Below are 19,039 nucleotides of genomic sequence, written 5' to 3'. Positions count from 1 at the left end.
ACGACACCCGAGAACCGAGGCGAGAATGGACATCTTCAGCTGGCTCAACGCACCGGCGTTCGAACTGCTCGGCAAACCCGTGCCGTACTCGGACCTGTTCGGCAACATCTGCGCCCTCGCCACGGTCGTCCTCGCCCTGCGCCGGAACATCCTCTCCTGGCCTGTGCAGATCCTCGGCTCGATCCTCCTCTTCTCCGCCTCGCTGTCCGCCGGCCTCGGCGGCAACGCGTCGAGACAGGTCGTCATCATCGTCGCCGCGATCTGGGGCTGGAGCCAGTGGAAGAAGTCGAAGGAGACCTCCGGCGAGGTCGTCGTGCGGTGGGCGACCTGGAAGGAGCGGGTGGGCCTGCTCGCGGCCCTCGTCATCGGCACCGCCGTCTTCGGCTACATCCTCTCCGTCGGCGGCTGGTCGTGGAACCCGTACCCCGACGCCTACATCTTCATCGGCTCCCTCGTGGCGATGTACGCCCAGGGCCGGGCGATCGTCGAGTTCTGGTTCGTCTGGCTGCTCGTCGACCTCGTCGGCATCCCGCTGGCGATCTCCGGGGGACTCGTCTTCTCCGGTGCCGTCTACCTCATCTTCCTCGTCATGGTCATCCTCGGACTCATCGACTGGGCGAAGCGGTCGAAGCAGACGATCTCCGCGCCCCACCTCGGCGCCACCGACGTCACCCGGGGACCCGAGGAGGAGTCCGGGACCTGAGACCCCGGTCGGGTCCCTCACGGGTCATGGTCTACCCTGGATCAGGTGAAGACCTTCGATTCCCTCTACGCCGAACTGCTCCAGAAGTCCCTCGACCGCCCCGCGGGGTCGAAGACCGTCGCCGAACTCGACGCCGGAGTCCATGCGATCGGCAAGAAGATCGTCGAGGAGGCCGCAGAGGTGTGGATGGCCGCCGAATACGAGACGAAGGATGAGCTCGCCGAGGAGATCTCCCAGCTGCTCTACCATCTCCAGGTGCTCATGATCGCCAAGGATCTCAGTCTCGACGACGTCAACGCGACCCTCTGACCGCGAACCCACCGACACCACCTTCCGCAAAGGACGCCATGCTGCGTGTAGCCGTGCCCAACAAGGGCATCCTGTCCGAAGCCGCCACCGACATGCTCAGCGAAGCCGGGTACTCGACCCGCCGCGGATCGAAGACCCTCGTCCATCGCGACGACGTCAACGGGGTCGAGTTCTTCTACCTCCGCCCCCGCGACATCGCCGTCTACGTCGGCTCCGGCATCCTCGACGCCGGCATCACCGGCCGTGACCTCCTGCTCGAATCCCAGGCACCGGCCCAGGAGGTCGTGGGGCTCGGCTTCGGCTCCTCCCGCTTCTTCTACGCCGGCGAATCCGGCCGTTTCACCTCGGTCGACGAACTCGCAGGGCTGCGGATCGCCACGAGCTTCCCGCACCTCGTCCAGACCGACCTCGACGAACGCGGGATCAGCGCGACGACCGTGCAGCTCGACGGGGCCATCGAGGTCTCGATCCAGCTCGGCGTCGCCGACGCCGTCGCCGATGTCGTCGAGACCGGGTCGACCCTGCGCGCCGCGGGCCTCGAGACCTTCGGCGAACCCCTGCTCGAGTCGGAGGCCGTGCTCGTCCAGCGCGACGGCGCCGACGCCTCGATTGAGGTGCTGCGCCGCCGCCTCGAATCGGTCATGGTCGCCCGCCAGTACGTCCTCGTCGACTACAACATCGAAGAGCGCCTCGTGCCCGAGGCGATCGCCCTGACCCCGGGACTCGAATCGCCCACCGTCTCCCCGCTCCAGGAGACCGGCTGGGTGGCGGTGCGCGTCATGGTCGAGGCGAAATCGGTCAACAACGTCATGGACCGCCTCTACGCGGTCGGAGCCCGAGCGATTCTGGTGACGAGCATTGGCGCCTGCCGCATCTGAGTTCGAGGTCTTCCGACCGCGGCAGGTGAGGATCATCGGCATCGTCGGATCCATCGCCCTGTTCGTCGGCTTCGCGGTCCTCTCCCTCGCCCTCTTCGTCGTCGACTGGAGACCGTGGCACCTCATCGACATGGTGTGGATGAACCTCCTCGGGATCCTCTTCGGCGGTGCCCTGCTGCGCGTCGCCGACATCCAGGCCCGACCCGATGAGACGGGGCTGACAGTGCGCAACATCGTGCGCACCAGGCACATACCGTGGTCGCAGATCCTCGGCGTGACGTTCTCCTCCGTCGGCGACGACCCGTGGCCCGTCCTCGACCTCGCCGACGGCACCACCTGCGCGGTCATGGCGATCCAGCATGCCGATGGCCCCCGCGCACGCGAGGAGGTCGCCCGACTGCGTATGCTCGTGACCAGATGGACGAACTTCGAGGAGGACCAGCCATGACCGAGCCCGCACCCGCCCGCGAGACGGGGCCGCTGACCGGCTTTACCGTCATCGACCTCTCCCGAGCACTCGCGGGACCGCACGCCGGGATGATGTTCGGCGACCTCGGCGCCCGCGTCATCAAGGTCGAGAACCCCGGCCGCGGCGACGACTCCCGGTCCTGGGGTCCGCCCTTCGTCGGCCCCGCCGGCCAGGAGCAGGCCACCTACTTCTTCTCGTGCAACCGCAACAAGGAGTCGATCGCCCTCGACCTCAAATCCGAGACCGGCACGGCCACGCTCACCGAGCTCATCGCTCGCGCCGACGTCCTCATCGAGAACTTCCGCACCGGCGTGCTCGACCGCCTCGGCTTCTCCACCGCCCGCTGCATGGAGATCAACCCCAGGCTCGTCATCCTCTCGATCACCGGCTTCGGCCACGACGGCCCCGAATCCGCGCGCGCCGGCTACGACCAGATCGCCCAGGGTGAGGCGGGACTGATGTCCCTGACCGGCTCGGGCCCCGACGACATGCAGCGCGTCGGCGTGCCCATCGCCGACCTGCTCGCCGGCATCTACGGCTCCTACGGGGTGCTCGCCGCCCTCCTGGAGCGCGAACGCACCGGCCGCGGCAAGATCGTGCGCACCTCGCTCATCGCCGGCATGGTCGGCGTCCACGCCTTCCAGGGCACCCGGACCACCGTGGCCGGGGAGACCCCGCTGCCCGGCGGCAACCACCACCCGTCGCTCTCGCCCTACGGGCTCTTCGCCTCGCAGGACGGCGCCGTGCAGATCTCGGTGGGCAACGAGAACCTCTGGCAGAAGTTCACCGCCGCCTTCGACATCGACCCGGCGACCCCGGGCATGGAGGACAACGCGGCCCGTGTGGCCAACCGGCAGGCCGTCATCGACCTCATCGAATCCCGGTTCGCAGCCTTCGACTCCGCGACCCTGCTCGAGAAGCTCAGTGCCGCAGGCATCCCCGCCGGCACCGTGCGCACCCTGCCCGAGGTCTACGCATGGGAGCAGGCGCTCAGCCAGGGTCTCAAGGTCTCCGTCGACCACCCGGTGCTCGGCGACATCGACCTGCCGGGCCCGCCCCTGCGGTTCTTCGACACCGTCGCAGGCACCGAGGTGGAGACGACGAAGACCACCCACGAGGCCCCGCCGCTGCTCGACGAAGACGCCGAGGCGATCGCCGCCTGGCTGACCGGGACGAGCGAACCCGAGGCGACACCACCTGAGGGACGGTGAGACCGTGGCACGTCTGAATGCGAACGAACTCGTCGACATCGTCCTCGACGCAGGCTCCTTCGTCTCGTGGGACGAGGCGCCGATCGTCCCGGCCGGGGGAGTGAGTGAGCAGTACGCGGCCGAACTCGCCGCCGCGGCCGAGAAGTCCGGGGTCGACGAGGCGATCATCACCGGGGAGGGGACGATCAACGGCCGTCGGGTCGCCGTCGTCGCCGGCGAGTTCCGGTTCCTCGCCGGTTCGATCGGCGTCGCCGCAGCCCAACGGCTCGTCGACGCGATCGAACGCGCCACCCTCGAAGGCCTGCCGCTGCTCGCCGGACCCGCCTCGGGGGGAACCCGCATGCAGGAGGGCACCGTCGCGTTCCTCTCGATGGTCAAGATCACCAACGCCGTCGTCGCCCACAGGCGGGCCGGCCTGCCCTACCTCGTCTACCTCCGGCACCCGACGACCGGGGGAGTCTTCGCCTCGTGGGGGTCGATGGGCCATGTCACCGTCGCCGAACCCGGCTCCCTCATCGGGTTCCTCGGGCCCCGCGTGTTCGAAGCCATCTACGGGGAGTCGTTCCCGGAGAACGTCCAGACCGGTGAGAACCTCCACAAGCACGGCATCATCGACGCCGTCATCGGACCCGAGCGGATCCACGCGACGGTCTCCCGTGTCCTCGACGTCCTCATGGGCGCCAAGGAGATCCCCGCCCGCGTGCCCGACCCCGACACCCGTCCCGTCCGCATCGACCCCGACGCCGATGCGTGGCAGGCGATCACCCGCTCCCGCAACCCGCAGCGCCCCGGCGTGCGCGACCTGCTGCGGACCGCGGCGAACACGGTCCTGCCGCTCAACGGCACCGGGCAGGGCGAGAAGGACCCCGGACTCCTCCTCGCGCTCGCGAAGTTCGGCTCCGCCCCGTGCATCGTCCTCGGTCAGGACCGGTTCCGGCAGGACTCCCGGGCCCCGCTCGGACCGGCGGCACTGCGGGAGGCCCGGCGCGGGATGAAGCTCGCCGCGGAACTCTCCCTTCCGCTCGTCACCGTCATCGACACCCCGGGAGCCGCACTCTCGCAGTCCGCCGAGGAGGGCGGCATCGCCGGGGAGATCGCCCGGTCCCTGGCCGACCTCGCCAACCTCGACGCGCCCTCGGTCTCCCTCATCCTCGGTGAGGGCTCCGGGGGAGGGGCGCTCGCGCTCATCCCCGCTGACCGGGTGCTCAGCGCCGAGAACGGGTGGCTGTCCCCGCTGCCGCCCGAGGGCGCCTCGGCGATCGTCCACCGGACCACGGAGTTCGCCCCGCAGATGGCGCAGAGCCAGGGAGTGCACGCCCCGAAGCTGCTCGAGACCGGGGTCGTCGACCGGATCATCGCCGAAGACCCCGATGCCAGCGAGGAACCGCTGGACTTCGTCGCCCGGGTCGGTGCGACACTCGAATACGAACTCATCGAACTCATGCGCGAACCCGCAGGACGCCGGCTGGCCCGGCGGATGGAGCGCTACCGGACATTGGGAATCTGAGGAGCAGACCATGGTTGCCGTGAGAGTCATCCCGTGCCTCGACGTCGATGCCGGCCGCGTCGTCAAAGGAGTGCGCTTCGCCGATCTCCGCGACGCCGGCGACCCCGTCGAACTCGCCCGCGCGTACGGCGAATCGGGGGCCGACGAACTCACCTTCCTCGACGTCACCGCGAGCTCGGGCGACCGGGAGACCGTCCACGACGTCGTCGCCGCGTGCGCCGAGGAGGTGTTCATCCCGCTCACCGTCGGCGGCGGCATCCGCAGCGTCTCCGACGTCGACCGGCTCCTGCGCGACGGGGCGGACAAGGTCTCCGTCAACACCTCCGCGGTCGCCGACCCGCAGCTCATCAGCGACATCTCCCGTCACTTCGGCAACCAGGTCCTCGTCCTCTCCCTCGACGCGAGGCGCACACAGGGCGCCCCGACCGCCTCGGGGTTCGAGGTGACGATCCGCGGCGGCCGGGAGGGCACCGGACGGGATGCCATCGAGTGGATCCGCGAAGCCGCCGACCGCGGGGTCGGCGAGGTCCTGCTCAACTCGATCGACGCCGACGGCACCCGTGACGGCTTCGACCTCGAACTCATCAATGCCGCCCGGCAGGCCGTGAGCGTGCCGCTCATCGCCTCCGGCGGGGCCGGCGCCGTCGAGCACTTCGCCCCGGCCGTGCGGGCCGGCGCCGACGCCCTGCTCGCGGCCAGCGTATTCCACTTCGGCACGCTGCGCATCGACGAGGTCAAGGCCGCGCTCGCGGCAGAGGGGATCGAGGTCCGATGAGCACAGCACAGATCGACGCGACTCCGGAGAACTGGCGCGAGGTCATCACCCTGGGCTCTGACGGGCTCATCCCCGTCGTCGTCCAGGAGGCGAGCAGCCGCGACGTCCTCATGCTCGCGTGGATGGACCGGACCGCGATCGAGCGGACCCTGAGCGAACGCCGCGCCGTCTACTGGTCCCGCTCCCGACAGGAGCACTGGGTCAAGGGGGAGACCTCCGGCCACACCCAGGCCCTTAAGTCCCTGGCGCTCGACTGCGACGCCGACGCCCTGCTCATGGTCGTCGACCAGACCGGGCCCGCCTGCCACACCCTCACCGCCACCTGCTTCACCGGAAGGACGATCAGTGACCGTGACGAGAACTGAGTCCGGACTCGACATCCGCCCCGACCTCGCAGGCTTCCGGGCCGCCGGGGCCACCGCGCGGCTCGTGCCCGTCACCGCCGAGGTGCTCGCCGACGCCGAGACCCCGCTGAGCCTGTATGCGAAGCTCACCGACGCGGGCCCCGGGTCGTTCCTCTTCGAATCCGCCGAGGCCGGCGCGTGGGCCCGCTACTCCTTCATCGGCTCCGCGCCCGTCGCCACCCTCGTCACCGCGGGCGACGGGTTCGCCTGGGAGGGCTCCCCGCCGGTCGGGGTGCCGCGAACCGGCAGCGTCCTCGACGCGGTCGCGGCGACCCTCGAGCTCCTCGCGGTCGACACGAGCGACCTCCCGCCGATGGTCTCGAGCCTCGTCGGCTACTTCGGGTGGGACATCGTCCGCGAGGTCGAGCGCCTCGGGGCGCCCCGCCCCGACGAACACCGTCTGCCGACCGTGCAGCTGATGATCCCCGGCGACATCGCCGTCTACGACCACTACTCCGGGACGCTCACCCTCGTCGCCAACGTCGTCAACGTCGACGGGGCCGAGACCGGGATCGATGAGGCCTACGCCTCGGGGGTGGCCCGGATCGAGGCGATGGTCGAGCGGATCACCCGGCCCGCCCCCGCCGAGGTGGTCCTGCCCCGCCCGGCACAGCCGCAGGTGCGCACGCGCACCCCCCGGCAGGACTACCTCGGCGGGGTGGAGCGGGCGAAGCAGGACATCGTCGACGGTGAGATCTTCCAGGTCGTCCTCGGCCAGCGGTTCGACACCGACTGCGCGGCCGATCCGCTCATGGTCTACCGGATGCTCCGGCATTCGAACCCCTCGCCGTTCATGTACCTCATCAACGTCGCCGACGCCGACGGGCAGCCGGTGAGCATCATCGGCTCCTCACCCGAGGCGCTCGTCACCGTGCGCTCGGGCACCGTCGTCACCCACCCCATCGCCGGTTCGCGCCCGCGCGGGGCGAGCCCGGAGGAGGACGATGCGCTGGCCCGGGATCTGCTGCGCGATGAGAAGGAGCGCGCCGAGCATCTCATGCTCGTCGACCTCGCCCGCAACGACCTCGCGAAGGTCTGCCGGGCCGGGACGGTCGACGTGAGCACATTCATGGACATCGAGCGCTTCAGCCACATCATGCACATCTCCTCGACCGTGCGCGGTGAGCTCGCCGCGGGCCGCGGCGGCGTCGATGTGCTCAAGGCCACGTTCCCCGCGGGCACCCTGTCCGGGGCGCCGAAGCCGCGGGCCCTGCAGATCATCGACGAGCTCGAGGTCGTCGGCCGCGGACTCTACGGGGGAGTCGTCGGGTACATGTCGTTCACCGGCGACCTCGACCTGGCGATCGCCATCCGCACCGGTGTGCTGCGCGAGGGCGTGATGAGCGTCTACGCGGGCGGCGGCATCGTCGCGGACTCCGTGCCCGAGACTGAGTACCGGGAATCGGAGAACAAGGCGGCCGCAGTGCTCACCGCGGCCGCCGCGGCCGAGCGAGTGGGAGGTCTGCGATGACGAAGTCCCGCGGAGTCCTCCTCGTCCTCATCCTCGCCGCCGCCCTGTGGGCGATCACCTTGGCCACCTGGCAGACCGGTGCCGGGTCGGAGCCGCTCGGACCCTCCGGCGTCGCCCTGCCGGACCAGGCCGAGACGACCCAGGCCTCACCGATCGCGACCGCGTGTGTGGCGATCATCGCCGTCTGCGGACTGCTCTCGGCGATGTTCGGGCGCATCGGGCGCTTCGTCATCTTCGGCCTCGCCCTGCTCGCCGCCCTCGGCTACGGCATGTCCGCGATCACCGCGATGGGCGCCCCGGGGGCGACCTCGTGGCCGCTGTTCGCTCTGCTCGCCGCGATCCTCGCCGTCATCGTCATCGGCTGGGTCGCGGTGGCCTCGCGGCACTGGACCGGGTCGAACCGGTATGCGCGCACCGCGGAGTCCGCCGGCGGCGACTTCGACTCCGCGGCCACCTGGGATGCGCTCTCCCGCGGCGAAGAGGTCGAGTCGGGTGAGGAGCGGCAGACCGCCGAGGCGGAGGAGCCCGCTCCTGGGTCACGCGAGACGCCGGAGACCGAACCGGGCGACGACGAGGCGCCCCCGAAGGGGTGAGGGTCTCAGACCCTCGCGTCGATGTCAGCGGACGCCGTCGGTCGTGACACAATAGGAGCGAGATACTTGAGCACGTCTGCGTAAGGAGCACCATGTCGCAATCAGTCGCCCGTTCGGGCGCCACCGACCTCGACAAGTCCACGATCGACTACGCCGCGATCGCCGATCCCGGCCACGGCAACTCCGTCGCCGGCTGGACCGGTGTCATCATCATGCTCGTGGGGCTCTCGATCGGCTGTGTGGGCTTCACGATCCACAACCCGACGATCGTCTACATCGGCGGCGGAGTCGCCGTCGTCGGCCTCATCATCGGCATGATCCTGCGCGCTGTCGGACTGGGAACCAAGCCGAAGCGCCGATGACGGTCCTCGACGACATCATCGCCGGCGTCCGTGAGGACCTCGAGGCCCGCAGGCGCGAGGTCCCGCTGACGGCGATCGTCGAAGCCGCCGCCGCGGCCGAACCTGTGCGCACCTTCGACCTCGACGCGGACTTCGGTGTCATCGCCGAGGTGAAGCGCCGTTCACCCTCCCGCGGCGACCTCGCCGAGATCCCGGATCCGGGCACGCTCGCCGGCCTCTACGCCTCAGGCGGGGCGCGGGCGATCAGCGTGCTCACCGAGGGCCGGCGCTTCTCCGGCAGCCTCGCCGACCTCGACGCCGTCCGCGCGGCCGTCGACATCCCGGTGCTGCGCAAGGACTTCATGGTCGAGGAGTACCAGTTCCATGAGGCCCGCGCCCACGGCGCCGACCTCGTCCTCCTCATCGTCGCAGCGCTCGAGCCCGCGCAGCTGCGCGACTTCCACGATCTCGCAGCCTCCCTGGGCATGACCGCGCTCGTCGAGACGCACAGCGAAGCCGAGATGGAGACCGCGATCGACATCGGCGCCCGCCTCATCGGCGTCAACACGCGCAACCTCAAAGACCTGAGCGTCGACACCGCCCGCTTCGCCCCGCTCGCCGGCCGGGCCCCTGCCGAGGCGACGCTCGTCGCCGAATCCGGGGTCGCCGGAACCGCCGATGTTAAGGCCTACGCCCGGGCGGGCGCCGACGCCGTGCTCGTCGGCGAAGCGCTCGTCATCGGCGGCGATCCCGACCGTGCGGTGGCCGAGTTCACCGCGACCGGCAGGAGCGCCCGCTCACCGCGCATCCGCGCCTGAGAGCCTCAGACCCTACCCAGCGGCCGCCTCGGCGGCCGTGCGAGCAAACGACCCAGACCCCGAAGGACTGCCATGACCGAGACGATGGAGACCGGACCGTACTTCGGTGCGTTCGGCGGACGGTTCATCCCGGAGGCGCTCATCCCGGCGCTCGATGAGATCGAGGAGACCTGGCGGAAGTCGCAGGTCGACCCCGACTTCACCGCACAGCTGCTCGAGCTGCAGGTCGACTACATCGGCCGCCCCAGCCTGCTCACCGAGGCCAAGCGCTTCGCCGAGCACTGCGGGGGCGCGCGGGTGTTCCTCAAACGCGAGGACCTCAACCACACGGGCAGCCACAAGATCAACAATGCGATCGGCCAGGCCCTGCTCGCGAAGCGGATGGGCAAGACCCGCCTCATCGCCGAGACCGGCGCCGGCCAGCACGGGGTCGCCACCGCGACGGCCGCAGCGCTGCTCGACATGGAGTGCGAGGTCTACATGGGCGAGGAGGACACGCGGCGCCAGGCCCTCAATGTCGCCCGCATGCGCCTCCTCGGGGCGAAGGTCAACTCCGTGACGAACGGCACCCGCACCCTCAAGGATGCGATGAACGAGGCGATGCGGGACTGGGTCGCCAACGTCGGCAGCACCCACTACGTCATCGGCACCGTCGCCGGCCCCCACCCGTTCCCGGCGATGGTCCGGTCCTTCCAGAAGATCATCGGCACCGAGGCGCGCGAGCAGCTGCTCGAGAAGGTCGGCCGTCTCCCCGACGCCGTGTGTGCGTGTGTGGGCGGGGGCTCGAACGCGATGGGCATCTTCGCGGCCTTCCTCGACGACGACGTCCGGATCTTCGGCTTCGAAGCCGGGGGAGAGGGCATCGCCTCCGGTCGTCACGCCGCCCGCTTCTCCGGCGGACGCCCCGGCGTCCTCCACGGTTCGGCGACCTACATCCTCCAAGACGACGACGGGCAGACCCGTCCTTCCCATTCGGTCTCGGCCGGCCTCGACTACCCGTCGGTGGGCCCCGAGCACTCCTACCTCCACGACGCCGGTCGGGTCGTCTACGAACCCGTCGTCGACGAGGAGGCGATGGAGGCCCTGCAGCTGCTCGCCCGCACCGAGGGCATCATCCCGGCGATCGAATCCGCCCACGCCCTGGCCGGGGCGATGCGGGTCGGCCGGGAGCTCGGGCCCGACGGCATCATCCTCGTCAACCTCTCGGGTCGCGGGGACAAGGACATGACCACGGCAGCGACGTGGTTCGACTACTTCGACGAAGGAGCAGTGCAGGTATGACGACGACCGGAGACACCCTGGAATCCGTCGCCGCCGCGGGACGCAGCGCCGCCCTCATCGGCTACCTGCCCGTGGGCTTCCCCACCGTGGAGGGGTCGATCGAGGCGATGGTCGCCCTCGTCGAATCCGGCGTCGACATCGTCGAGGTCGGCCTGCCCTACTCCGACCCCGGCATGGACGGTCCCGTCATCCAGAGGGCCGCGGAGACCGCGCTCGAGAACGGGGTGCGGACGAAGGACGTCTTCTCAGCCGTCGCCGCCGTCACCGAGGCGGGAGGCACAGCCGTGGTCATGAGCTACTGGAACCTCGTCCTCCAGTACGGGGTGTCAGCGTTCGCCCGCGACCTCGCCGCCGCCGGTGGGGCCGGCATCATCACCCCTGATCTCATCCCCGACGAGGCCGCCGACTGGATGGCCGCGGCCGACGAGTACGGCCTCGACCGGATCTTCCTCGCCGCGCCCTCCTCGACTCCCGAACGCATCGCGAGGATCGTCGCCGCCAGCCGCGGCTTCGTCTACGCCGCCTCGACGATGGGCGTGACCGGAGTCCGCACGAGCGTCGACGACCACGCCCGCGACCTCGTCGCCCGCCTGCGTGAGGCCGGCGCCCCGCAGGTGTGCGTGGGCCTCGGCGTCTCCACCCGCGACCAGGCCGCCGAGGTGGCCGCCTACGCCGACGGCGTCATCGTCGGCTCCGCGCTCATCCGCGCCGTCGACGCAGGCGGTGTGCCCGCCCTGCGCGAACTCGCCCGCGAACTCCGGGAGGGCTGCGCATGAGCGGCGTCGACCTCGTAGCCGAGATCCCGTCCCCGAGCTGGAGCGGGTTCTCCATCGGCCCGCTCACCGTCCACGCCTACGCCCTGTGCATCCTCGCAGGCATCCTGCTCGCCCTGTGGCTGACCTCGAGGCGGTGGCGGGCGATGGGCGGTCACGAGGACGACCTGTGGAACATCGCGATCATCACCGTGCCCGCCGGGATCATCGGCGGCCGGCTCTACCACATCTTCTCCACCCCCGACCCGTACTTCGGGCCGAACGGCAACCCGCTCGACGCCTTCAAGATCTGGAACGGCGGACTCGGCATCTGGGGCGCCGTGGCACTCGGCATGCTCGCCGCCTGGGCCGTCGCCCGGTACCAGGGGATCAGAATCCTGCCGTTCCTCGACGCCGCCGCCCCCGGGCTCATCCTCGCCCAGGCCGTCGGACGCTGGGGCAACTGGTTCAACCAGGAGCTCTTCGGCGGCCCCACGACCCTGCCGTGGGGTCTGCGGATCGACAAGTACATCGACGGCCAGCTCAACCCGAACTGGCCCGACCCGGCCCTGCCCGCCGACACGCTCTTCCAGCCGACCTTCCTCTACGAATCCCTGTGGAACCTCGCCGGCTGTCTCATCCTCATCTTCGCCGCCAAGCGCTTCCGCCTCGGCCATGGCCAGGTCTTCGCCCTCTACATCTGCTACTACACGCTCGGTCGCGTGTGGATCGAGGCCCTGCGCATCGACGACGCCGAACTCGTCCTCGGGCTGCGGCTCAACATCTGGACGTCGATCCTCGTCTTCGCCGTCGGACTCGTCTGGTTCCTCGTCTCCCGCTCGCGGCACAAGGAGCCCGAGACCTCCGTCTACCTCCCCGGAGCCCGCGCCCTGGCCAAGCACGGACGCCACGAGGACGACGGCGCCGACCACAGCGGACCGAAGGCTCCCGGCGCCTCGGGCGGACCGGGAACGCCTCGCGACGATCAGCAGTCCCGCGGTGAGCAGCAGCCCGGCGAGCAGCCGGGCGAGGCGGCGCCGAAGCGGTCCCGCGGGTCCCGACAGGACCGGGCCGAAGTCGAGAAGCCCGGGTTCGGATTCTTCGGAGCGGTCACCTCGGCGATCTCGATCATCCCCGACGTCCGCTCGCGCTCACGCGGAAATGAGGACGAAAAGTCCGGCAAGTGAGACGTTCTGGTTCACCTTTCGGTCCTTTCGCGTTTTCGTGAAGTGCCTCCACGGGGTGTAGGTTGGTAATCCAAGCGTGAGAACCACGTCACACCTGTGCCCGCAGGACGACCTCCGACCGGGCGCGCCGAAGCCAGTTCGAGACAGCGTCGTCTGCTGGAAGTTGACTAGACCCCGTGAAGGCAGCCGATGTCCCGTGACACCTCATCGACCCCGAAGTTCCCGCAGCAGCGCACCGGACTCTACGATCCCGCGCTCGAACACGATGCGTGCGGCCTCGCACTCATCGTCCGCTATCGGGGAGAGCCCGACCATGAGGTCGTCGAACAGGCGCTGAGCGCGCTGCGCAAGCTCGAGCACCGCGGCGGCATCGCCTCCGACGAGGGCACGGGCGACGGTGCGGGCATCACCCTGCAGGTCCCGCACGACTACTTCGCCGAGGTGCTTGCCGCCGACGGCGTGGAGCTGCCGGCGGCCGGCGAGTACGCCGTCGGCATCGGCTTCTTCTCCCAGGACTACCGCCGTGACCTCACCGGCGGAGCGCTGAGCGACCGCGACGTCGACTATCCGACCGCCGGCGAGGAGCCGCTGGCCGCCGAGGACGAGCTCATGTCCGCGATCGCCGCCGAGGAAGGCCTCGTAGTCCTCGCGATCCGCGACGTGCCCCGGGACGAATCCGTGCTCGGCGAGATCGCGCGGGCGACCCAGCCGCACATGCGCCACGTCTTCTTCGGACTCGACCCCCGCTTCCCCGCCCGGGACGCCGACGACCTGCGTCGACGGGCCTACATCGTGCGCAAACGCCTCGACCATGCGGGCATCTACTTCCCGTCGCTGTCGCCGGCGACGATCACGTACAAGGGCATGCTCGCGACCGGCCAGCTCGCCGCGTACTACACCGAACTCCACGATGAGCGCCTGACCTCGCGCATCGCCCTCGTCCACTCGCGGTTCTCGACGAACACGTTCCCGTCGTGGCAGCTCGCCCAGCCCTTCGGCACAATCGCCCACAACGGGGAGATCAACACCGTGCGCGGCAACCGCAACTGGATGCAGGCCCGCGAATCCCACCTGCAGTCCGATCTCCTCGCCTCACCGGTGCCGGGCACCGATGACAGGATCGAGCGCCTGTGCCCGATCGTCCCGCCCGGGGCCTCGGACTCCGCGTCCTTCAACGCGGTCCTCGAACTCATGGTCGCCGCCGGCCGTCCGCTGCCGCAGGCGATGCTCATGATGATCCCCGAGGCGTGGGAGAACAACCCCGGCATGGGGGAGTCGCGGAAGGCCTTCTACGAATACCACTCGCTGCTCATGGAGCCGTGGGACGGTCCCGCCTGTGTGGGCTTCACCGACGGCCGCATCGCCGGTGCCGTCCTCGACCGCAACGGACTCCGTCCGGCCCGCTACGTCATGACCGGCGACACCGTCGTGCTCGCGAGCGAGATCGGCGTCGTCGACCTCCCCGAGGACGAGATCGTCGGCCGCGGCCGCCTCACCCCGGGCCGGATGTTCCTCGTCGACACCGAATCCGAGCGGATCATCTCGGATACGGAGATCAAGAACCAGCTCGCGACCCAGCACCCGTACGAGGAATGGGTCGCCGACTCCTCGAAGCGCCTCGAGGACCTGCCCACGCGCGTCCACGTCACCCACCCGCAGTCCTCGGTGCGCCGCCGGCAGCGGACCTTCGGCTACACCGAGGAGGAGCTGCGCCTGCTCATCTCCCCGATGGCCGAGACCGGGGTCGAACCCTTGGGGGCCATGGGCACCGACACCGCGATCGCCGGGCTGAGCACCCGCCCGCGGCTGCTCTTCGACTACTTCCACCAGAACTTCGCGCAGGTGACGAACCCGCCGCTCGACTCGATCCGCGAGCACATCGTCACGAGCATGTCCGCCGGCCTCGGTCGGGAGGGCAACCTGCTCGAGCACTCGCGCCCGGATTCGGCGCACATCATGCTCTCGCGTCCGGTCATCGACAACGACGAGCTCGCCGCGATCGTCCACGTTCAGGGCACCCACCTCGGCGTCGACCATCCGCGTCCCACCGTCACCCTCTCCGGTCTCTTCTCCGTCAACGCCGGACCCGACGCGATGGAGCGGCGCATCGATGAGCTCTGCGCCGAAGCGGATGCTGCCGTGGACTCCGGTGCCGTCTTCATCATCCTCTCCGACCGGGACTCGACGGCCGACCTCGCCCCGATCCCCTCGCTCCTGCTCACCTCCGCCCTCCACCACCACCTCGTGCGGCAGCGCACCCGGACCCGGGTGAGCATCGTCGTCGAAGCCGGCGACGTCCGCGAGGTCCACCACGTCGCGACGCTCGTGAGCTTCGGGGCCTCCGCCGTCAACCCGTACCTCGTCATGGAGTCCGCCGAGGCGCTCGTCCGCGCCGACCGGCTCACCGGGGTGAGCGAACCCGCGGCCGTGAGCAACATCCTCGGCGCCCTGAACAAGGGCCTGCTCAAGATCATGTCGAAGATGGGCATCTCGACCGTGCAGTCCTACCACGGTGCCCAGACCTTCGAGGCGATCGGACTGTCGGCGGACTTCATCGACCGCTACTTCACCTCGACCCCCCACCAGCTCGGGGGCAAGGGCATCGCCGAGGTCGCCGCCGAGGCGGGCGCCCGGCATGCGGACGCCTACCGCGACGACCATCCGCGGCCCTCGCACCGGCCGCTCAAGGTCGGCGGGGAGTACCAGTGGCGCCGGGAGGGACCCGGACACCTGTTCAACCCGGAGACGATCTTCAAACTCCAGCATGCGACGGCGACGAAGCGCTTCGACATCTTCACCGAGTACACGAAGGCCGTCGACGACCAGTCCCGTGAGCTCATGACCCTGCGCGGACTCCTCGATCTCGTCCCCGCCGAGCACGGACCGATCGACCTCTCCGAAGTCGAACCCGCCTCGGCGATCATGCGGCGCTTCTCGACGGGAGCGATGAGCTACGGCTCGATCTCGAAGGAGGCCCACGAGACGCTCGCGATCGCGATGAACCGGATCGGGGGCAAGTCGAACACCGGTGAGGGCGGGGAGGACACCGACCGGCTCCTCGACCCCGAACGCCGCTCGGCGATCAAACAGGTCGCCTCGGGCCGGTTCGGGGTGACCAGCCACTACCTCACCGAGGCCGACGACCTGCAGATCAAGATGGCGCAGGGCGCGAAGCCCGGCGAAGGCGGGCAGCTGCCCGGCGAGAAGGTCTACCCGTGGATCGCGAAGACGCGTCACGCGACCCCGGGCGTGGGCCTGATCTCCCCGCCCCCGCACCACGACATCTACTCGATCGAGGACCTGGCGCAGCTCATCTACGACCTCGGCCGGGCCAACGCCCGCGCCCGCGTCCACGTCAAACTCGTCTCCGCCGTCGGGGTCGGCACGGTCGCGGCCGGCGTGGCCAAGGCCGGTGCCGACGTCGTCCTCATCTCCGGCCACGACGGGGGGACGGGCGCGAGCCCGCTCAACTCCCTCAAGCACGCCGGCACCCCGTGGGAGCTCGGGCTCGCCGAGGCGCAGCAGACCCTCATCCTCAACGGGCTGCGGGAGAAGGTGGCCGTCCAGGTCGACGGTCAGCTCAAGACCGGCCGCGACGTCATCATCGCCGCCCTGCTCGGGGCCGAGGAGTTCGGGTTCGCCACGACCGCCCTCGTCGTCTCCGGCTGCATCATGATGCGCGTGTGCCATAAGGACACGTGCCCGGTCGGAGTGGCCACGCAGAACCCGGTGCTGCGGCAGCGGTACCAGGGCCAGGCTGACCACGTCGTGAACTTCTTCGAATTCATCGCCGAGGAGGTCCGCGGCTACCTCGCGCAGCTGGGCTTCCGCACCCTCGACGAGGCGATCGGCGCCGTCGAGCGCCTGCGCATCGATGAGGAGCGGGCCGCGGCCTCGGGCCTCCACCTCGACCTCGATCAGATCCTCACCGTGCCCGGCGACCTCGCCGGAAAGGTCTCCGTCGCGCGCAAGAGTGCGGGCCAGGTCTTCCGCACCTTCGCCTCCGAGCTCGACCTCACCCTGCTCGAGCAGGCGAAGGAGGCGATCGAGACGAAGGAGCCGGTGGCGATCTCCCAGGTCGTGGTCAACACCGACCGCAGCGTGGGCACCCTGCTCGGCCACCACGTGACGAAGGCGTGGGCCGAGCGCGGCCTGCCCGAGGACACGATCCGCCTCGAACTCCACGGCACCGCCGGCCAGTCGCTGGGCGCCTACCTGCCGCAGGGCGTGAGCATCGAACTCAGCGGTGACGCCAACGACTACGTCGGCAAGGGCCTGTCCGGGGGCACCGTGGCCGTCCACCCGGACCCGGAGAACCGGACCCGGCCCGAGCACAACGTCATCGCCGGCAACGTCATCGGCTACGGGGCGACCACCGGCAAGCTCTTCATCTCCGGTCAGGTGGGGGAGCGGTTCATGGTCCGCAACTCCGGCGCCGAGGCGGTCGTCGAGGGCATCGGCGACCACGGCCTGGAGTACATGACCGGGGGAGTCGCCGTCATCCTCGGCGGCACCGGACGCAACTTCGCCGCCGGCATGTCCGGGGGCACCGCGTACGTCCTCGACTTCAACCCCGCCCGCCTCAACCCCGACGAACGCGCCGCCGGCGTGTTCCGGTTCACCGGGGTCGGCGTCGACGACATGGAGGTGCTCGAGCGCCTCCTCGGCGAGCACTTCGAATGGACGGGCTCACCGCTGGCCGGGGAGCTGCTGGCCGGACTGCGCCGCGGCGAGGACGTCCTGTCCCGCTTCACGAAGATCATCCCCGTCGCCTACCAGGCGGTGCGCGACATCCAAACGGAGATGCTCGCCGAGGGCGAGCTGCCCGATTCCGAAGCCGCCTGGCACAAGATTCTGGAGGTCACCCATGGCTGATCCGCACGGATTCCTCACCGTCCCGCGCCGCGAGCTGCCCGAACGCCGCCCGGTGCCCATCCGCCTGCTCGACTACCGCGAGGTCTACGAGGCGGGCGATCCCGACCAGCTGCGCCGGCAGGCCTCGCGCTGCATGGACTGCGGTGTGCCCTTCTGCCACCAGGGGTGCCCGCTGGGCAACCTCATCCCGGAGTTCAACGACGCGATGTACCGCGGCGAGCTGCCGCGGGCCGTCGACCTCCTCCATGCGACGAACAACTTCCCGGAGTTCACGGGACGGGCCTGCCCGGCGCCGTGCGAGAACGCGTGCGTGCTCAGCATCAACCAGCCCGCCGTGACGATCAAGCAGGTCGAGGTGAGCATCGTCGACCAGGGATTCGCCGCCGGCCTCATCCAACCGGAGATCCCCGAGCGGATCACCGGGCACACGGTCGCCGTCATCGGCTCGGGTCCCGCGGGACTCGCTGCCGCCCAGCAGCTCACCCGGGCCGGGCACACCGTCGTCGTCTACGAACGCGACGACCGCCTCGGCGGCCTGCTGCGCTACGGGATCCCCGACTTCAAGCTCGAGAAGCACCACATCGACCGCAGGCTGAGCCAGATGCGGGCCGAGGGCACGCGCTTCGAGACCGGCGTCGAGATCGGCGTCGACCTCACCCTCGAGGAGCTGCGGGCCCGCTTCGACGCCGTCATCGTGTGCACGGGGGCGACCGTGCCCCGCGACATGCCGGTCGCCGGTCGGGAGCTCGATGGCGTCGAGTTCGCGATGGACTACCTCGTGCCCTCCAACCGGGCGCAGGCGGGCGACGCCCCGACGCCGATCGACGCCGCAGGCAAGCACGTCATCATCATCGGCGGCGGCGACACCGGGGCCGACTGCCTCGGCACGGCGCTGCGGCAGAAGGCCGCGTCGGTGACGACCCTGGCGATCGGGAAGAAGCCGCCGGTCTCCCGCAGCGAGAGCGACCCGTGGCCGACTGTGCCGCGGATCTTCGAGGTCCAGACCTCCCATGAGGAAGGCGGTGAGCGGAAGTACCTCGCCTCGACGACCGGGTTCGTCGGCGACGGCGAGGGCCGGGTCAACGGGATCGCGGTCGCCGAGACCCAGTTCGTCGACGGGCGGCGGATCCCGACCCCGGGCACCGAGCACCGGCTCGACGCCGACCTCGTCCTCCTCGCCCTCGGCTTCTCCGGTCCCGAGGCCGAGGGGCTCGGGCTCGACGTCTCCGAGACGGGAGCCTTCGCCCGCGATGACTCGTACGCCGCCTCGGCGCCGGGTGTCTTCGTCGCCGGCGATGCCGGCCGCGGTCAGTCGCTCATCGTGTGGGCGATCGCGGAGGGACGCGCGGCGGCCGCCGAGGTGGACACGTTCCTCACGGGATCGACGCGCCTGCCGGCCCCGGTCGGTCCGCGCGATACGGGTTTCACCAGCTAGAATGATCTGTGTCACAGACTGAGAACGAGC

Annotated in this window: 17 protein-coding genes; all 17 read left to right on the top strand. The window is 70.1% G+C overall.

Annotated features, from left to right (window positions below; translation table 11 throughout):
- Nucleotides 1-25: 25 nt before the first annotated feature.
- The gene (locus AACX88_RS09265) at nt 26-703 is read left to right on the top strand and encodes a nicotinamide mononucleotide transporter family protein (RefSeq protein ID WP_339392722.1); all 678 of its coding nucleotides are present in this window, start codon (nt 26-28) and stop codon (nt 701-703) included.
- Between the two features lie 45 nt (nt 704-748).
- Nucleotides 749-1,012, top strand: coding sequence for a phosphoribosyl-ATP diphosphatase (locus AACX88_RS09260; RefSeq protein ID WP_339392721.1), 264 nt, complete (start codon nt 749-751; stop codon nt 1,010-1,012).
- A 38-nt stretch (nt 1,013-1,050) separates the two neighbouring features.
- Nucleotides 1,051-1,890: an ATP phosphoribosyltransferase gene (gene hisG / locus AACX88_RS09255; RefSeq protein WP_339392720.1), complete on the top strand. Its 840-nt coding sequence runs from the start codon at nt 1,051-1,053 to the stop codon at nt 1,888-1,890.
- Complete coding sequence (locus AACX88_RS09250; RefSeq protein WP_339392719.1) at nt 1,871-2,338, top strand: PH domain-containing protein; 468 nt, start codon at nt 1,871-1,873, stop codon at nt 2,336-2,338. The genes hisG and AACX88_RS09250 overlap by 20 nt, the downstream gene beginning before the upstream one ends.
- Nucleotides 2,335-3,570 (top strand): CaiB/BaiF CoA transferase family protein, encoded by a 1,236-nt coding sequence (locus tag AACX88_RS09245; protein WP_339392718.1) that lies wholly within the window; start codon nt 2,335-2,337, stop codon nt 3,568-3,570. Before AACX88_RS09250 ends, AACX88_RS09245 begins: the two co-directional genes overlap by 4 nt.
- Before the next feature lie 4 nt (nt 3,571-3,574).
- Nucleotides 3,575-5,077 (top strand): carboxyl transferase domain-containing protein, encoded by a 1,503-nt coding sequence (locus AACX88_RS09240; protein WP_339392717.1) that lies wholly within the window; start codon nt 3,575-3,577, stop codon nt 5,075-5,077.
- 10 nt (nt 5,078-5,087) lie between these two features.
- A complete protein-coding gene (hisF, locus tag AACX88_RS09235) occupies nt 5,088-5,852 on the top strand; it encodes an imidazole glycerol phosphate synthase subunit HisF (protein WP_339392716.1) in 765 nt (254 codons plus the stop codon).
- Nucleotides 5,849-6,217: a phosphoribosyl-AMP cyclohydrolase gene (gene hisI, locus AACX88_RS09230; RefSeq protein ID WP_339392715.1), complete on the top strand. Its 369-nt coding sequence runs from the start codon at nt 5,849-5,851 to the stop codon at nt 6,215-6,217. Before hisF ends, hisI begins: the two co-directional genes overlap by 4 nt.
- Entirely contained in the window at nt 6,198-7,727 is a 1,530-nt protein-coding gene (gene trpE / locus AACX88_RS09225; RefSeq protein ID WP_422614424.1) for an anthranilate synthase component I, read from the top strand. The genes hisI and trpE overlap by 20 nt, the downstream gene beginning before the upstream one ends.
- On the top strand, nt 7,724-8,320 hold the full coding sequence (locus tag AACX88_RS09220) for a Trp biosynthesis-associated membrane protein (RefSeq protein ID WP_339392713.1): 597 nt from the start codon (nt 7,724-7,726) through the stop codon (nt 8,318-8,320). Before trpE ends, AACX88_RS09220 begins: the two co-directional genes overlap by 4 nt.
- 92 nt (nt 8,321-8,412) lie before the next feature.
- Nucleotides 8,413-8,682 carry an HGxxPAAW family protein gene (locus AACX88_RS09215; RefSeq protein WP_339392712.1) on the top strand — a complete coding sequence of 90 codons (270 nt, stop codon included), beginning with the start codon at nt 8,413-8,415 and terminating at the stop codon, nt 8,680-8,682.
- A complete protein-coding gene (gene trpC / locus AACX88_RS09210; RefSeq protein WP_339392711.1) occupies nt 8,679-9,479 on the top strand; it encodes an indole-3-glycerol phosphate synthase TrpC in 801 nt (266 codons plus the stop codon). The genes AACX88_RS09215 and trpC overlap by 4 nt, the downstream gene beginning before the upstream one ends.
- Before the next feature lie 72 nt (nt 9,480-9,551).
- The gene (gene trpB, locus AACX88_RS09205; RefSeq protein ID WP_339392710.1) at nt 9,552-10,760 is read left to right on the top strand and encodes a tryptophan synthase subunit beta; all 1,209 of its coding nucleotides are present in this window, start codon (nt 9,552-9,554) and stop codon (nt 10,758-10,760) included.
- Nucleotides 10,757-11,536, top strand: coding sequence for a tryptophan synthase subunit alpha (gene trpA / locus AACX88_RS09200; protein WP_339392709.1), 780 nt, complete (start codon nt 10,757-10,759; stop codon nt 11,534-11,536). The genes trpB and trpA overlap by 4 nt, the downstream gene beginning before the upstream one ends.
- Nucleotides 11,533-12,699, top strand: a complete 1,167-nt coding sequence (lgt, locus tag AACX88_RS09195; RefSeq protein WP_339392708.1) for a prolipoprotein diacylglyceryl transferase — start codon at nt 11,533-11,535, stop codon at nt 12,697-12,699. Before trpA ends, lgt begins: the two co-directional genes overlap by 4 nt.
- Nucleotides 12,700-12,888: 189 nt before the next feature.
- Nucleotides 12,889-17,574 carry a glutamate synthase large subunit gene (gene gltB, locus AACX88_RS09190; protein ID WP_339392707.1) on the top strand — a complete coding sequence of 1,562 codons (4,686 nt, stop codon included), beginning with the start codon at nt 12,889-12,891 and terminating at the stop codon, nt 17,572-17,574.
- A complete protein-coding gene (locus AACX88_RS09185; protein ID WP_339392706.1) occupies nt 17,567-19,009 on the top strand; it encodes a glutamate synthase subunit beta in 1,443 nt (480 codons plus the stop codon). Before gltB ends, AACX88_RS09185 begins: the two co-directional genes overlap by 8 nt.
- Nucleotides 19,010-19,039 lie beyond the last annotated feature (30 nt).

Origin of the sequence: Brevibacterium metallidurans (assembly GCF_037101285.1) — a bacterium.
Lineage (GTDB): Bacteria > Actinomycetota > Actinomycetes > Actinomycetales > Brevibacteriaceae > Brevibacterium > Brevibacterium metallidurans.
This window is presented reverse-complemented; position numbering and strand designations above follow the sequence as displayed.

Coding starts and splice junctions, on each gene's coding strand:
- AACX88_RS09265 (WP_339392722.1), top strand. CDS start 26: ATGGACATCTTCAGCTGGCTCAACGCACCGGCGTTCGAACTGCTCGGC.
- hisG (WP_339392720.1), top strand. CDS start 1,051: ATGCTGCGTGTAGCCGTGCCCAACAAGGGCATCCTGTCCGAAGCCGCC.
- AACX88_RS09245 (WP_339392718.1), top strand. CDS start 2,335: ATGACCGAGCCCGCACCCGCCCGCGAGACGGGGCCGCTGACCGGCTTT.
- hisF (WP_339392716.1), top strand. CDS start 5,088: ATGGTTGCCGTGAGAGTCATCCCGTGCCTCGACGTCGATGCCGGCCGC.
- hisI (WP_339392715.1), top strand. CDS start 5,849: ATGAGCACAGCACAGATCGACGCGACTCCGGAGAACTGGCGCGAGGTC.
- AACX88_RS09220 (WP_339392713.1), top strand. CDS start 7,724: ATGACGAAGTCCCGCGGAGTCCTCCTCGTCCTCATCCTCGCCGCCGCC.
- AACX88_RS09215 (WP_339392712.1), top strand. CDS start 8,413: ATGTCGCAATCAGTCGCCCGTTCGGGCGCCACCGACCTCGACAAGTCC.
- trpC (WP_339392711.1), top strand. CDS start 8,679: ATGACGGTCCTCGACGACATCATCGCCGGCGTCCGTGAGGACCTCGAG.
- trpB (WP_339392710.1), top strand. CDS start 9,552: ATGACCGAGACGATGGAGACCGGACCGTACTTCGGTGCGTTCGGCGGA.
- trpA (WP_339392709.1), top strand. CDS start 10,757: ATGACGACGACCGGAGACACCCTGGAATCCGTCGCCGCCGCGGGACGC.
- lgt (WP_339392708.1), top strand. CDS start 11,533: ATGAGCGGCGTCGACCTCGTAGCCGAGATCCCGTCCCCGAGCTGGAGC.
- gltB (WP_339392707.1), top strand. CDS start 12,889: ATGTCCCGTGACACCTCATCGACCCCGAAGTTCCCGCAGCAGCGCACC.
- AACX88_RS09185 (WP_339392706.1), top strand. CDS start 17,567: ATGGCTGATCCGCACGGATTCCTCACCGTCCCGCGCCGCGAGCTGCCC.